Annotated in this window: 14 protein-coding genes and 1 tRNA gene; 5 read left to right on the top strand and 10 right to left on the bottom strand. The window is 52.5% G+C overall.

All coding sequences use genetic code 11. The features are described 5' to 3' along the window. Positions 1–22: 22 nt before the first annotated feature. The 7 genes from BLR09_RS23605 to BLR09_RS23575 all read right to left on the bottom strand — a co-directional run bounded on the left by BLR09_RS23605 (position 23) and on the right by BLR09_RS23575 (position 5,833). A complete protein-coding gene (locus BLR09_RS23605) occupies positions 23–880 on the bottom strand; it encodes a DUF4831 family protein (protein WP_093208508.1) in 858 nt (285 codons plus the stop codon). A gap of 12 nt (positions 881–892) precedes the next feature. Beyond that, complete coding sequence (locus BLR09_RS23600; RefSeq protein WP_093208506.1) at positions 893–1,960, bottom strand: caspase family protein; 1,068 nt, start codon at positions 1,958–1,960, stop codon at positions 893–895. A gap of 182 nt (positions 1,961–2,142) precedes the next feature. Further along, a complete protein-coding gene (locus BLR09_RS23595; RefSeq protein ID WP_093208503.1) occupies positions 2,143–2,775 on the bottom strand; it encodes a hypothetical protein in 633 nt (210 codons plus the stop codon). Continuing rightward, positions 2,762–3,268, bottom strand: coding sequence for an RNA polymerase sigma factor (locus tag BLR09_RS23590; RefSeq protein ID WP_093208500.1), 507 nt, complete (start codon positions 3,266–3,268; stop codon positions 2,762–2,764). The genes BLR09_RS23595 and BLR09_RS23590 overlap by 14 nt, the downstream gene beginning before the upstream one ends. A gap of 12 nt (positions 3,269–3,280) precedes the next feature. Next, the gene (locus BLR09_RS23585; RefSeq protein WP_093208497.1) at positions 3,281–4,135 is read right to left on the bottom strand and encodes a TraB/GumN family protein; all 855 of its coding nucleotides are present in this window, start codon (positions 4,133–4,135) and stop codon (positions 3,281–3,283) included. A gap of 170 nt (positions 4,136–4,305) precedes the next feature. Next, positions 4,306–4,378 (bottom strand) — tRNA-Gly (locus BLR09_RS23580). Positions 4,379–4,486: 108 nt separating this feature from the next. Further along, complete coding sequence (locus tag BLR09_RS23575) at positions 4,487–5,833, bottom strand: methyltransferase RsmF C-terminal domain-like protein (protein ID WP_093208495.1); 1,347 nt, start codon at positions 5,831–5,833, stop codon at positions 4,487–4,489. 179 nt (positions 5,834–6,012) lie between these two features. On the opposite strand from BLR09_RS23575, the gene BLR09_RS23570 reads away from it, so the two are divergent. The 3 genes from BLR09_RS23570 (at position 6,013) to BLR09_RS23560 (ending at position 8,068) form a co-directional block, all read left to right on the top strand. Continuing rightward, complete coding sequence (locus tag BLR09_RS23570; RefSeq protein ID WP_093208492.1) at positions 6,013–6,792, top strand: alpha/beta fold hydrolase; 780 nt, start codon at positions 6,013–6,015, stop codon at positions 6,790–6,792. Between the two features lie 79 nt (positions 6,793–6,871). Then, positions 6,872–7,537 carry a CBS domain-containing protein gene (locus BLR09_RS23565; RefSeq protein WP_093208488.1) on the top strand — a complete coding sequence of 222 codons (666 nt, stop codon included), beginning with the start codon at positions 6,872–6,874 and terminating at the stop codon, positions 7,535–7,537. Between the two features lie 78 nt (positions 7,538–7,615). Continuing rightward, entirely contained in the window at positions 7,616–8,068 is a 453-nt protein-coding gene (locus BLR09_RS23560) for a low affinity iron permease family protein (RefSeq protein ID WP_093208486.1), read from the top strand. Position 8,069: 1 nt separating this feature from the next. Here BLR09_RS23560 and BLR09_RS23555 read toward each other — a convergent pair whose 3' ends face one another. The 3 genes from BLR09_RS23555 to proB all read right to left on the bottom strand — a co-directional run bounded on the left by BLR09_RS23555 (position 8,070) and on the right by proB (position 11,261). Beyond that, positions 8,070–8,876 (bottom strand): ThuA domain-containing protein, encoded by an 807-nt coding sequence (locus tag BLR09_RS23555; protein WP_093208483.1) that lies wholly within the window; start codon positions 8,874–8,876, stop codon positions 8,070–8,072. 75 nt (positions 8,877–8,951) lie between these two features. Further along, positions 8,952–10,217: a glutamate-5-semialdehyde dehydrogenase gene (locus tag BLR09_RS23550; protein ID WP_093208481.1), complete on the bottom strand. Its 1,266-nt coding sequence runs from the start codon at positions 10,215–10,217 to the stop codon at positions 8,952–8,954. 12 nt (positions 10,218–10,229) lie between these two features. Next, on the bottom strand, positions 10,230–11,261 hold the full coding sequence (gene proB, locus BLR09_RS23545) for a glutamate 5-kinase (RefSeq protein ID WP_093208669.1): 1,032 nt from the start codon (positions 11,259–11,261) through the stop codon (positions 10,230–10,232). Positions 11,262–11,603: 342 nt separating this feature from the next. Between proB and BLR09_RS23540 the strand changes: the two genes are divergently transcribed. After that, the gene (locus BLR09_RS23540; protein WP_093208478.1) at positions 11,604–12,803 is read left to right on the top strand and encodes a pyridoxal phosphate-dependent aminotransferase; all 1,200 of its coding nucleotides are present in this window, start codon (positions 11,604–11,606) and stop codon (positions 12,801–12,803) included. A 93-nt stretch (positions 12,804–12,896) separates the two neighbouring features. After that, positions 12,897–14,450 carry a flavin monoamine oxidase family protein gene (locus BLR09_RS23535; protein WP_093208474.1) on the top strand — a complete coding sequence of 518 codons (1,554 nt, stop codon included), beginning with the start codon at positions 12,897–12,899 and terminating at the stop codon, positions 14,448–14,450. The last annotated feature ends 4 nt before the right edge of the window (positions 14,451–14,454 follow it).

The following is a 14,454-nucleotide window of genomic DNA, read 5'->3' as shown; positions in this document are numbered from 1 at the left end:
TTTTACGGAAACTCTTATAAATTCAGAGGTTTGAGCCGACAGGCGGTTTTTCGTCCTCAGGTAACATCAACCCGGAGGATTTATCGAACCAGAAAACCGGATTTTCTGAAAGATTGGCAATATCTTCAGGGTTCCTGATCAAAATGTCCTTACGGATGAGGAGTTTTGTCTTTGTTTCAGCATATGTCATTAAAGATATCAGGTTTTCTTCTTGACGTTTCAGCTCATCCAACCGAAGGCGAAGTGCTCCTTCCGGCATATGCCCGTATCCCAGATTCCCGTCAGATTTTAAAAGAGAAAAACGAGCTTCTCGTATCTGCCTTAATTCCGCTTTGTATTTGCTGATTTGGCAGGAATCTTTTGTCATTTTTGCTGGATCTGAGCCTTTGAAAGAGACTAAAGCCTGCGTGATGCCAGCGATACTCTGCGCAGCCTGGATGACAATGTCAAACGTATGGTCTTCGACTTCCGCTTCGGCTTTTGATAATATGCCTAAATCATTCATAGATAATTGAAGAGCCTGCGTTTTTTTCCAATTGCCTTTAATGGCTACGTTGAAAATTTTTTCAGCGTCAGGTACTGGCCGGCTGGAGATAGCAATGTCTCCCAAATCATAAGTAGTTATGAGTGCGTCTGGGTTGTTGTGACCTAATGGACTGGACGCCAATAATGTTGAATCCGGAAAATGGACTACTTTCCTTTCAATTTTCGTGACGGGAATTTCGAGTGTGATCATTGTCATTGGAAGTGCATAAAAAACGCCGCCACCGAAGCTTTCAAACGTGTCTGTATCTCTAACAGGTGAGACAACTATTTTCCCGCATCCGATTGTTGCAATCAGGAGGAAAAGCGAAAGGCCAAAGCGTGTAGTACTGCTCATAGGACGATGGGGTTATTTAGTATCGAAATAGAATGGAGGATTTGTTATAAATTCCCGGCTGACGGGACCCAATTCAGCGTAGCTAATACTGGCGGGGCAATTGTCGGCAACGTACCGGCACCATTCCCTATAGGAGCTCACAGTTCCCCTTGCCGGCGAATTTGGCGAAAGGAAGAACAGCAATTTTTGAGTAAATGGACTGCCCTTTTCATCCCCTCCAGGAATAGTACCCTTGTCATAACAAGCGCCGATGTACACCATTTGATATGGTTCGGTCGGTTGGCGGAAAATACTGATGCAATTATCTTCGGAATGTGCAGACTTGTCGAAGCCGTATTCGGCGAAGAAGCGCACGGAGTCGGGTCTAAGTTCAGAACCTCTCTGCGACCCGTTGATACGGATAAAAGGGGGTTCCGGGTGTGTAATTGGAGTATTGGTGGTACGCATTCGGGTACGCCATTCTTCCTCCGCTTCTACAATTTTTCTGAGCCGCGTTTCATTAGCCCAAATACCATGAAAGCCGGCCGGTGTTGGTTTATGTGCAAAGTCCATTATACCAAACGTTGTACCGGAGTGGCAGGCATCGACAAGCATTATTAGTTTGACGCCGGGTGCGAATTGGGTCCAGGCAGACCGAAGGTCATCGTCGCGAATCGCTTTGTCGGATGCGATCAAAACCTCGTCCGCACCATCTATCTCGTCGTATGGAGGCTGATCCGGTACCTGATCTCCATGTCCCGAAAAATAGAAAAAAACGAAATCTCGCGTTTGAGATGCCTTTTGTACCAAAAGCCGGAGAGTACTAAGTATAGAATCCGCCTTCGTTTCTTCCGGCGTGGTCAGTACTGTAATATTTTCCGGCTTGAAACCTCGTTCTTTGAGTGCCGCGGCGAAGCACTGGGCGTCGAACGCAGAACCTTTGGTTGCGTCGTCAGGATAGGAGCTTCCCGGCCGTGCAGGCGCGGTTGTTTTCTTTACACCAACAAGTAAGGCGAATCCGGCGGATGGCCTGGGAATTTGAGCCTTGCCGATACTCAAAATCAAGAGCAAAGCAGATGTTAATCGGATCGATTTTTTCATTCCGGATCATATTGACATTGTCAAAACTAGGTGGCCTGATTGTGGTTGACAATGGGCTTTTTACGGAGTTTTTCACCGTATTTTTCCCGAAACCTGTTTGTCGATAAAAAAAGCGACTATTCTCCGAAGACCGCTGTTCGGGAATAGTCGCAACTTTCAATGGAATCTGTGCTGATAGCTATTTATTCCGCTTCCAGTTCGTTCAGTACGGCTTCGATCTGGCGGACATAGGGTGCGTAGTATTTCTCCACCCATACCCGGGCGATAAGGTCAATCACAACGACGGCTGTCAGTAATACTACGGCGACGATAATAACCTGCTCTGTTCCGATTGTGTGGGTACTCATATACCGGTGAATGGAGAGGAAGGGATCGGGAAATTTGTCCTGAAGAGCAAACAGTAATCCCAGCGGAATCAGGAAAATACCAATACAATAATTGAAGGCTTTGTATGCTTCAATATTCAGCTTCATTTCGAAGTAAAACCGGTACAGGTTCTTTCGCGTATCCATGTCCATCCGGATGGTATCCCGGTAAAACCGAAAGAACCGGGTGAGGTAATAGCCGGAAATCGCGAGCACCACAGGCAGAAACGAGTAATAGATGACTAGGAATTCTCTGGACGATTTCATCAGCGCCGGTGCCAGGCTGATCACCAGCAAACCAATGAGTTGAAACCAGAATTCATTTTTCATGTTTTGGCGAATCTTTTCCACGGGATTACGGGCTTTTTTGAGTGAATCGAGTTGAACAGGGAGTTGAATATGTTCGTCGGGCTGCTGCTGCCACTGTTTTTGAAGATCATCTAAATTCATAGCCTTGGCGTTTAATGATTTCCTGAAGTCGCTCTTTGGTCCGGGTAAGTTTGACGCGGGCATTTCCTTCCGTAATACCCAGATTGACTGCGATATCTTTATGTGATTGTCCTTCGAGAAAGAGAAAAATGAGTGCTTTTTCAACCGGAGATAATTCCTGTACGGCGCGGTAGAAGTAATCCAGCTGTGTTTCTTTTTCACTGTCGGATTTGTCTTCGGCGACTTCCATTTCGGGAGATAATCCGTGGCGGTCGGGCTTCCGTTTTTCTTTTTTGAAATAGGTGAGTGCGGTGTTGAGCGAAACTTTGTACATCCAGGAGGAAAACAGGCTTTCGCCCTGAAAATGATCATAGGATTTCCATAATTGAAGGATGATTTCCTGGAACAGATCTTCCCGGTCTTCGGGATGATCCATATACATCCGCGCTACTTTATGGATAATGCCCTTGTGTTTGTCGATGTGAGCTAAAAACTCCTTTTCGCGGTTATTCACAGGCGGTTGCGGTTATTCCAGCACGGGGGTCACGGTGTATCCTTTTTTTCGGAGGAGTTGAATGAGGCCTTTTTTTCCGGAAAGATGCGCTGCGCCTACTGCAAAAAAGGAGGTATTTTGCTGCATGAGAGCGGGAATACGGTCTGCCCAGTTTTGATTGCGTCCGTCGAGCGATACTTTCCGGATTTCCGGGTTCATGAAACGGGAATCGTTCAGCAATTCCCCAACTTTGTCGAGCTCTTCTGCCTTGTAGGCTTTTTGTGCCTCGGCGATCAGACTCGTGTATTCCGGCGTCAGGGATAGCTGGGATACCAGGTCATCCGGAGTATAACTTTGCCGGATAGCATCCATTTGCGCGGCTACTTTTTCCAGCCCGCCCATCGGTTTGTTTCTGGATTTGGCCAGCTTGGAAAGCTCCATTTCGTAGGAGCGGAATTTGGTGCAACCGACGGATTTATACGAAAGATAGCTGATCATCATCGAGGGAGAAAGTTTGTCGGCCTGTTGGATGGTCATGCCGTAGTATTTCTTCAACGCGTCTTCCAGTCTGGCTTTTTTTTCGGGACTGAGGTTATTTGTCCATGATCCGGTGGATGTCATTCCTTTCTGCATTTCCGCTATTTCCGCCGGGTCGTCATAATTGATTTCAAAATAAAGCTTTTCACTCTCATCAAAGGCGCGGGTTACCTTTTCCCGGAAGAGGTAATTATCCTCGCAAATCATGTGAATGGTGCCGAAGAGATAGGACGGAGTAGTAAGTCCTTTTCCCGTTATTTTCCAGAGAAGTGATTGCGGTTTTTCTTTGGCATTTCCGTTTCCGGCGATGAGGCAGATACAGATCGTAAAGAAGGCGATGGCGTTTTTCATTGTTCTATTGATTGAGATTCTGAACAGTTAGTACGCGCAGCCGCCGATTCGTTACAGCATCCCGAAGACTTTTTTTGAAAAAAGTCCGGAATAAGGAGGGAATAGCCTGATGCTGAGGAAGAAAAAATAAAAAAAAACTACCTTCCGGATGAAAGGTAGTTTCGAACCTGAGCGGGAAACGGGTCTCGAACCCGCGGCCTGCAGCTTGGGAAGCTGCCGCTCTACCAACTGAGCTACTCCCGCTTGGGACTGCAAGTATAATACGGTTTGGGGCGAAATGGTACGGCTGGGGGAAAAAAGCATGGGGCAAAGGGCATTGATTACCCCATGCCCTTTGCCCCATGCCCCCTGCTAATTTTCTCTGATATCCATCAAAATCCGCCAATCCTTCGGCAGGTAGTTGTTGAGGCGGTTGGGGAGTACCTTGACCCAGCCCAGGCCCAGCCCGTCGAAGGTCACCAGTTGCCAGCCGCGGCCGGTTGCGTCGTAGTCAAATTCTTCACGTTTGAGGTAGCGGAGGGCGGCGTCGCGGTCAACCGGTAGTGTCGGCACCGACGTATTTACTGCAACACTCAGCGCCAGTTCGTGGTCGGGAAGGAGCTCTTTCCCGGCCAGTTTTCCGAGGCGGACGCCGGCCTTTCGCAGGTACAGGTGCTGGCTCAGCGCGTCAAAAGCTGCTGTATGTTCGGGTTGGAGCAGGAAGTAATCACCGTTTTTTTCGACCCACGTATAATCGGAGACATCCGCTATCCAGGGAGAAAAAAGGCTCTCCTCCTTTCGCTTGTTTTTCGGAAGATTCCGGAGGCGTAATTCGGCTTCCTGTGCCGTTTTCCGGAAGGCTGCGATAAAGAATCCTTCGCCCTGTACTTTATCCGGCCAGAAACGGTAGCCGGTATTGCCACGGGCGGTATGGGTTTCGACTACACCCGTCGGCAGCTGATCCAGGGCCAGCGGTTCCACGGAGAAATGACTGCTCAGCCAGTCCAGAATCGCTTCGTTTTCGGCGCGGGAATAGGAGCAGGTGGAATAGATGAGCAGGCCGTCTTCCCGCAGCGCCGGCCAGATATCCGCGAGAATCCGCTGCTGCCGTTGGGCACAGAGGGCTACGTTGTCGTCTGACCACTCGCTGATTGCCGCCGGATCTTTCCGGAAAAGCCCGGAACCGGAGCAGGGAGCATCCACGACGACGGCATCGAAAAATCCCGGTAACCGCTGAAAATCCCGTGGATCATTATTGGTGACAAACGTATCCGTTCGTCCCCATTTGGTCAGGTTATCGGCCAGTACACCCGACCGCGGCCGGATGACTTCATTCGCAACAAGAAGCGATTCTTCGGGCAACACGTTGGCGATCAACGTACTCTTACCGCCGGGCGCAGCGCAGAGGTCGAGTACCCGCAGCCCTTCGTCCGGCAGAAAAGCGGTCAGCAGGCGCTCCAGAAACATGGAACTTGCTTCCTGCACGTAGTATGCGCCGGCATGAAAAAGCGGATCCAGTGTAAACACGGGGCGCTCCGGCAGGTAAAAACCGGTAGCTGTCCAGGGAACCGGCGTCGCTGCGGCCGGCGGTTCTGTCTTTTTAAGAGAATTTAACCGGATCGAAACCGGCGCCGGAAGCGCATGGGCCTCCAGGAAACTTTTTCGGTCGAAACCGGCTTCTTCAGCCAGGGATTGTAACAGGGAATCAGGAAGTTGCATGACACTGGGGCGGCGATGGATACCTGCCGGAACGAACAAAGCTACGACGCTTCCGCATTGACTTTCTCCGGTGAAACGCCTATTTTAGTTTCAGTTCAAAAAAAAACCACCCCTCCCGTTTTGAATCTTTCAAAGAAAATTTGCTTTATTTTGCCTCAACGATTGTCTTAAACCGGGAAATGAACTATTCAATCAAGCACGAAGACGGATACCAGTTTATCGACGAAGGACAGGGCGAGATCGTCATGATGCTTCATGGCCTTTTCGGCGCGCTGTCCAACTGGGATGCGGTCATCAATACATTTCGGGATCAGTATCGGGTGATTATCCCGCTGATGCCGGTTTATGAAATGCCCCCGCGCGAAGCCGGCGTGGAAGGCCTGACCGCCTTTATCGAAAAATTTGTCACCGATCGCCACCTGAGTGAACTGACCCTGGTCGGAAATTCGCTCGGCGGTCACATCGCCCTGCTGTACACGATCAAGAACCCGGAAAACGTCAAGCGCCTTGTGCTGACGGGCAGTTCCGGTCTGTTCGAAAACGCCATGGGCGGCAGCTACCCGAAACGTGGAAGCTACGAGTACATCAAGGAGCGCGTCTCCTATACCTTTTACGATCCGAACGTCGCCACGCCGGAGCTCATCGAAGAATGCTTCGAAATCACGAACAGCATTCCGAAATGTATGAGTATCGTTCAGATTGCCAAGTCGGCCCAACGAAACAATGTCGGCAAAGACCTGCCGGGCATTCAGGTACCGACGCTGCTGATCTGGGGCCTGAACGACACGATCACGCCGCCGACCGTGGCGCACGAATTCAACCGCCTGATTCCGAACTCGGAGCTGCATTTTATCGACAAATGCTGCCATGCCCCGATGATGGAACACCCCGTGGAATTCAACCAGATACTGGCCGGATTCCTTCAGCGGACGAAAGACGTCGCCCTCGTCGAGAACTGATCGTCCGGATAAATCGTTTGGCCTGTAAACCCGTCTAACCCGCAAATCCTGATCGGTTATTTAGAAAGAATGATTCATCATGCTCGCTGAAGACTTAATAGACCCCCTGTTGCCTACGCTTCGCCCGACTGACACCGTCGGCAAGGCGCTTGACTGGATGCAGGAATTCCGTATTCCCCAGCTGGTACTGGCGGACGGCGAGCATTATGCAGGACTCTTATCCGAGGAACGCCTGATGAATGCCGACGAGGATGTAGCGTTGTCGGAAATACAGCCCGAACACGCCGAAGTATCTGTCCAGCCCTATCAGCATTTGTTTGACCTGCTGCGGACGTCGCAGGTATACCAGCTCGAAGTACTGCCGGTTGTCGACGAAGAACAACATTTTTCGGGTAGTATCTCGGTCAACGATCTGCTCCGGAAGTTCTCGGAAGACATGGGAACACAGGAGGAGGGCGCCGTGATCGTCCTGAAAATGGAAGACCGGGATTATTCGATGGCGGAAGTAAGCCGCCTCGTCGAATCCAATGATGTCAAGATTATCAGCAGCTACTTCAAATCCGGTGATTATGACTCCGGTGAGCCGGGTAAACTGACCCTTAAGCTCAACCGTCGGGATATCCGGACCGTCGTCGCTACCTTTGAACGGTACAGCTACAACATAGACTCGGTCTTTACCACCGAGCCACTCGACAATACCGATCGCGAGCGATTGGAAATGCTTCTCAAATACCTGAATATCTGATCGAAACCCGCCCTGTACGGCGGGTTTTTTATTGGGGTGGAATTACTTTTTTCTGAAGGAAATCAAATCTTCTCCGTCATGAAAAAAAATCACCTCTCGTTTTTTGAACGCTTTTCTTCGATCATTACCCGGGCTACGGGCAGTCCGGCGGCTTTCTTCACCGCGCTGGCTACGGTGCTTGCCTGGGCCGTTACGGGTCCGCTTTTTGACTATTCCGAAACCTGGCAGCTGGTTATCAATACCGGTACGACGATCGTCACATTCCTCATGGTCTTTGTGATTCAGAAAGCCCAGAACCGGGACTCGATATCTATCCAGCTGAAACTCAATGAACTCATCGCCGCTACCAACGGCGCGAGCAACCGCCTCGTCGCCGTTGAATCGCTCAACGAAGAAGAACTGGATATTCTCAGCAAACACTACGAAACCCTCGCCGAGCTGACCCGGAAAGCAAGTGACTTACGGAAATCGCACTCAATCGAAGAGGCATATAAGGATACCGAGGCAAAACTGAAGCGGGAGGCAAGCTGATTCATTTCGTTCGTCCCAGCCACAGTAGGCCATTGATTATCAGTTTATTCTGGTCTTCTGATGCGAACGTAAACGAAAGCTCCTTATTCGTTCCGTGCTCGTAGTCAATGTCGTTATGCCCCATGTTGAGGTACAGCATGCGGAATTTGCGGTTCGTCCAGACGACGGGGTAGTCGCCCTCATGCCAGATTTCATGCGGTTTGGGGCCGGTTCCGAGCGGAAAGCTCGACGGGTCGACCGACAGCAATACGTCGATATTCGGGTTTTGCCGGAGGTTGTTTTTCCAGCTATACCATTCGTTGGGCGTCGTGACGACGATGCCGGGAAGGCCCTGAGTAGCAGGATGGTTGTGATTCTCGATTTTTAGCCGGGCAGACGTCGGCCGCCACGTATTCCCCTTGTATTCCCCCGAACCGAGGAAGGTAGTATGGTACCAATCCCAATCTTGCGGGTATTTGGACGGCGTCAGCGCGAACGCTGCGAAGTGAAAGCCCATCCAGGCGCCTCCGTTCTTCATATACGTCTCAAAAGCAGCGCGTTGGACAGGTAGTTCCGGCCGGGTATCCAGAAAAAGGATTACCTGGTACCGGGAAAGGGTTTCGGTGGTCATGCGGGACCAGTCGCTCGTCGTGTCATACGAAAACCCGTATTTCCGGCCCATTTCCGGAAACCACCGGTTCGCTTCCTGCACAAAACTGACATGCGCCCGGTCATTTTTTCCGGTAAAAAAAGCGAGTACCCGGAAATGCTGGGCATAGCTCTTCCCGGCAATGACCAGCAAAAGAAGAAAAAGAAACGTTTTTCGCATCGGTTCAGAAGATTCCCTGAAAATACAAAAAGCCGCCCGTTGGAGCAGCTTTTTGTGGTGGGTAAGGTCCCGGAACTACCAGCGTACCTGTCCGTCGCCTTCGATCACCCATTTTTCGGTGACGAGTTTTTCGAGGGCAAACGGCCCGCGGGCGTGAAGTTTCTGGGTACTGATGCCGATTTCGGCGCCGAGACCGAACTCTCCGCCGTCGGTAAAGCGGGTAGAAGCGTTGACGTAAACCGCCGCGGCATCTACTTCTTCCAGAAAACGACGACCTACTTCCTTATTCTCTGTCAAAATGGCCTCTGAGTGGCGGGATGAGTTGACCCGGATATGTTCCAGCGCCTCATCGGCATCGTTGACCGTCTTGATACTGATCTTGTAGTCCAGCCATTCCTTGCCGAAATCTTCCGGTTGCGCATGGAAAAGCAGGGGGTATCCGGCCTGGTGGAGCACGCGGTAAGCGGCTTCATCGGCATATACTTCAACATTCCATTTCAGGAAATCTTCTGTCAGCCGGGGTAAGAACGCTTCGGCTATGGCTTGGTCGACCAGCAGGGAGTCCAATGAATTACAAACCGATGGCCGGGAAACCCGGGCATTCACGACGATATCCTTCGCTTTTGCGAGATCGGCTTCTTCGTGCACATAGGTATGGACGACGCCGGCGCCCGTTTCGATCGTCGGTACCAGGGAATGCTGCCGCACATATTGAATGAGCTTGTCTGACCCCCGGGGAATGATGATATCTACATACCGCGTGGCAGTGAGTAGCTCTTTCATCAGTTCCCGGTCGGTGGGCAGGAGCGTGATCGCTGCTTGGGGTACGTTGAACTCCCGGAGAACCTGATGTACCAGGCTGACCAGGTACACATTCGAGTGCCAGGCATCCGAACCGCCGCGCAGTACTACGGCATTCCCGGAGCGCAGGCATAGTGCTGTTACATCGACGGTTACGTTCGGCCGGGATTCATAGATTACGCCGACAACACCCAGCGATACCGCGATCTTGCTGAGGCGAAGGCCGTTGGGCAGGGTACGTTCGAGCAATACCTGGCCGGTAGGGTCGGGGAGCGCGGCCACGTCGCGGAGGCTTTGTGCCAGACCCTCAATACGCTTTTCATTCAGGAGAAGCCGGTCCCATTTTGGGTCCGTCTGCGGCATCCGGTCGAGGTCCAGCCGGTTTTCGGCCATGATAGCGGACGTATTTTCGAGGATGACATCAGCCAGCCGGAGCAAAATCGCGGCTTTTTGCTCACCGCTCAGCCGGCGAACGGCAGGAGCGGCAGCATGGGTGGCTTCGAGCAGAGGAAGGATGGTTTCGGTTTCCTGAGAGGTCATGGGGCCTTTCGGTTAAAGCAGTACGATATCGTCTGCGTGAGCTACTTCAAAATTCTGGGTTTTCAGGTTGGAAATGACCGTCGACGACGACTCGCGGGCTTTCGCCACCGCAATAATCTGCCCCGCCGGGTCGGTAATTTCAATGACTTCGCCTTTGTCAAAATCGGAATGAACCTGCGTGATACCGACGGCCAGAAGGCTCCGTCGGGAGAGCAGCGCCTTCACAGCTCCGTCGTCCACCGCCACCTGCCCGGCCACTAAACCGCCGGTGCCAAGCCACTTTTGCCGGGCGTTCATCGTAACGTTTTCAGGGACGAAAACGGTTCCGGTTGTTTCCTCCAGGGCTTTCAGGATGCCTTCCGGCGTGTGTATGCCGAAAATAACAGCCCGGATACCCATGCGGACGGCCCGCTTGGCAAAGCTCAGCTTGGAGACCATACCGCCGAGGCCGACGGCCGTTTTCGAGGTATCGGCCATGCCGAGGATGTTTTCATCAATTTTTTCGACGCGGGGAACGATTTGGCCCTGTTTGTCGAGCAGTCCGCCGACAGACGTACTGAACAGCAGCGTATCGGCGCCGAGGCCGGCGGCGAGCAATGTAGCCAGTTCATCGTTATCCGAAAACTTGAGCTCCAGATCGGAGACTACGTCGTTTTCGTTCGCGATCGGAATGACGCCGCTTTCCCAAAGCGTTTCATAGGTCTGTTTCAACTGGAGAAACTGCGGCCGGTTGGCAAAATGCCCGCGTTCGCAAAGGCTTTGTGCCACCGGAATACCAAACGCTCCGAAGTACTTGGCGTAGAGACCGAGCAACAGCGGGTTTCCGATTGCGGCTGCGGCTTTCCGTTGGGACAGTTCTCCGCGGTAATCGCGGAGGTATGCTTTTCCGGCGCCGACGGCTCCGGATGACACGATGACGACGTGGTAGTGCTGGTGCAAACGGGCGACCTGGCGGGCTATTTCCAGGATGACGGCTTCGTCAATTTCGCCGTTTGATCTGGTCAGGCTCGCCGTGCCGAACTTGATGACGAGAATGGGTTTCATACGCCCGGCAAAGGTAGGAATCCGGACCCGAAAACCGGTCTGCAAGGCACTTTTGTCGGATTGTCTGAAAATAGGTTTTAAAAAAGACGATTTGGATGAAAATTTTGTCGAATGATCATTTTTTAAGTTACGAAATGACGACAAATGGAGACATAAATTGTAAAAATTAGAAAAATGAGTGTTTGGGGTTGCTTGGAATCTCCCAAATGAAACCCTATTTTTAACCTCAGAACGGGAAATAAATTTTCAGAATTTGGTATATTTTAGAAAATTTTCTACTCCGTCTTCTCATAGTCCCATTTAGGCCGCACGCACACTTCACTATCAAAACCTTTACAAAAGATGAACCGTCGTCTATGGCTTAAGAATTCAGCTGCTTTGACTGTAGGTGCAACCGCGCTGCCTTCGTTGCTGCAAAAGGCCTATGCGGATCCTGTGGCAAGACAGGAGTTGTACCTGGACCTTTCTCATGAGTTCCGCGCGGCCCTGGCAGCCGACGCACTGCCTCCGGCGGCCGTAAAGGCCCGGCTTGGGGCGAATGAAAATCCGTGGGGACTTTCCGCCAAAACGAAGCAGGCCGTCGGCGACTCGCTCCTGGAAGCGAACCGCTACGCCATGCGGGCTACGATGGATCTCTACAAGGCCATCTCCGAAAAAGACGGCGTTCCCATGCCCCAGGCAGCTGCCGGCGGATGGGGCGGCCCGTCGAAAAGCTTCATCAAGCTTGGCTGCGGTTCGACCGAACTGCTCAACGCCAGCCTGATGCACTTTGCTACGAAAGGGACGATCATGGTCGGCGATCCGTGCTACATCTCGGGTAACGACGAGAAATTCCCGATCGACAAAGTCAAACTGACTGCCGATTACCAGTACGACCTCGACGCGATGGCGGCTAAAGCCGATCCGGCCAAACACAGCCTCATCTATATCTGCAATCCGAATAACCCGACCGGTAATATGCTTCCGCCCGATAAGCTGCGGAAGTTTATCGACGAGGTATCGCCGAAGGTACCCGTGCTGGTTGACGAAGCCTACATCGACTACGCCACGGACCCGAAAACGGATTGCATGGTCGACAAGGTGAAGGAAGGCAAGAATGTTATCGTACTTCGCACGCTTTCCAAGCTGTATGCCTTCGCGGGCATGCGCCTGGGCTATGCCCTCGGCAAGCCCGAGCTGCTCCAGGATATTTCCAAATACACGATGAACGGCTTCGGGCTGTCCCTCCCGACGATCCGCGGCGCAATCGCCGCCTTTGCCGATGCCGACAACCAGAAGATGGTATTGACAAAGACCGCCGAGTCCAAGAAATATGCCATGGACTTCCTCACCAAAGCGGGGTACAAGGTCATACCGTCGTATGCCAATTTCATGCTGTTTCCGGTCAATATGAAAGGTTCCGAACTGAATGCCAAGCTGATGAACGAAGGCGTCATGGTCCGGAACTGGTTTTTCGACGGCCAGCACTGGTGCCGGGTTTCGATCGGTACCATGGATGAAATGAAGGCCTTTACGGAGGCGTTCACCAAAGTCGCTTCCTGATTTTTCCGAACGAAGACTGCCCGGCGGGAGTCGCACTGGTCTGTGGTTTCCCGGCTCGGCAGCCGGGCGGTCTTCGTCCTTTCCTTTCCCATTATGACGAGAAGAGAATTTATCGAAAAGTCGGGTAACAGCTACCTGGCGATGGCGGCGTTGGGTTTTCTTCCGGAAGCACCCGCAAAGCCTTTTCATCTCCCCCGAAACGAAAAACCCAACGGCAAGAAAATCGTCATCCTCGGCGCCGGTCTGGCAGGCATGTCAGCCGCATATGAACTCGGCAAGCTGGGATACGATTGCACGCTTCTCGAAGCCCGCGACCGCACCGGCGGACGTATCTGGACTGTCCGGAAGGGTACTTCCGAAACCGAAATCGGCGGCGAAAAACAAGTCTGTCAGTTCGACGAAGGGTACTACCTCAACGCCGGCGCCGCCCGGATTCCGCATCACCACCACCTGACGGTTCAGTATTGCCGCGAGCTCAAGGTGCCGGTCGAAATATTCGGCAACCTCAACGAAGCCGGCTATTATTTCTCCGAAAGTACCCGGGGAGCACTGGCTAACAAGCGCGTTCGCGCCCGGGAAGTACACGCCGACATGCGCGGCTACCTCACTGAACTGGTTGCCAAGGCGGTAGATCAGAAAGCGCTCGACCTGCCGATGAGCGCCGAGGACGTTGAACGGTACGTCGCCTGGCTCCGGGAAGAAGGCGATCTCGATCTCAACAAAAAATACAAAGGCTCCGAACGCCACGGCTACGCGACACCGGCGGCAGCGGGCCTTCAGGCCGGTAAAATCGCCGAGCCGTATGCGCTGAAGGACATTGTGGAATCGGGGCTGACACATCCGGCCTTTGCAAACGTCGGGGAGTATACCTTCAATCAGCAGCCGATACTCCTCCAGCCGGTCGGCGGGATGGACATGATCCCCCGGGCGTTTACGAAACTGCTTGGGGACAAAATCCGGCTTTCCTGTGAAATCCTCGAAATCCGGAAGACACAACCGGGCGTCCGGATCGTCTATCTCGACAAAAAAACCGGGCAGAAGCAGGAAATGAAAGGAGACTACTGCATCTGCACCCTGCCGCTACCCATGCTGAAGGGCATCGCTTCCGACCTATCCGGTGAAGTACAGCGCGCGGCCGATTTCGTGCCGTACATGGAGACCTGCAAAATTGGTATTCAGTTCAAGCGGCGTTTCTGGGAAGAAGACGACGGTATTTTCGGGGGAATCTCCAAAACCAACATGGACATTACCCAGATCTTCTACCCCGTACACGGCATGCTCGGCCCGAAAGGGGTCCTGAAGGGTATGTACAATTTCCACGGAACGGCGAAGAAAGTCGGCGCGCTCTCCCTCGCCGAACGGCAGAAGCTCGCGCTGGAGCAAGGGGCCAGAATTCACCCGCAATACGCGCAGGAGTTTGAAAATGCCTTTTCCCTGGCGTGGCACAAAATCCCGTATTCGAAGGGCGGCTGGGGCGTATACTCCGATTCGGCCCGGCAGCGTCTGTACCCGGTCATGACCCGCAACGACGATGAAATCTACTTTGCCGGCGAGCACGCCAGCAACCTCCCGGCGTGGATGGCAGGGGCCTTCGAATCGGCCCGCTATGCCGTTGACATGCTTCACAAGCGCGTTTCTGCCGGATAAATCA

This window comes from Siphonobacter aquaeclarae (genome assembly GCF_900103285.1).
GTDB classification, from domain to species: Bacteria; Bacteroidota; Bacteroidia; order Cytophagales; family Spirosomataceae; genus Siphonobacter; species Siphonobacter aquaeclarae.
Note: the sequence above shows the minus strand (reverse complement) of the source record. Positions and strands in the feature narration are given on the sequence as shown.

Coding starts and splice junctions, on each gene's coding strand:
- BLR09_RS23535 (WP_093208474.1), top strand. CDS start 12,897: ATGACGAGAAGAGAATTTATCGAAAAGTCGGGTAACAGCTACCTGGCG.
- BLR09_RS23540 (WP_093208478.1), top strand. CDS start 11,604: ATGAACCGTCGTCTATGGCTTAAGAATTCAGCTGCTTTGACTGTAGGT.
- BLR09_RS23575 (WP_093208495.1), bottom strand. CDS start 5,833: ATGCAACTTCCTGATTCCCTGTTACAATCCCTGGCTGAAGAAGCCGGT.
- BLR09_RS23595 (WP_093208503.1), bottom strand. CDS start 2,775: ATGAATTTAGATGATCTTCAAAAACAGTGGCAGCAGCAGCCCGACGAA.
- BLR09_RS23565 (WP_093208488.1), top strand. CDS start 6,872: ATGCTCGCTGAAGACTTAATAGACCCCCTGTTGCCTACGCTTCGCCCG.
- BLR09_RS23560 (WP_093208486.1), top strand. CDS start 7,616: ATGAAAAAAAATCACCTCTCGTTTTTTGAACGCTTTTCTTCGATCATT.
- BLR09_RS23585 (WP_093208497.1), bottom strand. CDS start 4,135: ATGAAAAACGCCATCGCCTTCTTTACGATCTGTATCTGCCTCATCGCC.
- BLR09_RS23555 (WP_093208483.1), bottom strand. CDS start 8,876: ATGCGAAAAACGTTTCTTTTTCTTCTTTTGCTGGTCATTGCCGGGAAG.
- BLR09_RS23605 (WP_093208508.1), bottom strand. CDS start 880: ATGAGCAGTACTACACGCTTTGGCCTTTCGCTTTTCCTCCTGATTGCA.
- proB (WP_093208669.1), bottom strand. CDS start 11,261: ATGAAACCCATTCTCGTCATCAAGTTCGGCACGGCGAGCCTGACCAGA.
- BLR09_RS23550 (WP_093208481.1), bottom strand. CDS start 10,217: ATGACCTCTCAGGAAACCGAAACCATCCTTCCTCTGCTCGAAGCCACC.
- BLR09_RS23600 (WP_093208506.1), bottom strand. CDS start 1,960: ATGAAAAAATCGATCCGATTAACATCTGCTTTGCTCTTGATTTTGAGT.
- BLR09_RS23570 (WP_093208492.1), top strand. CDS start 6,013: ATGAACTATTCAATCAAGCACGAAGACGGATACCAGTTTATCGACGAA.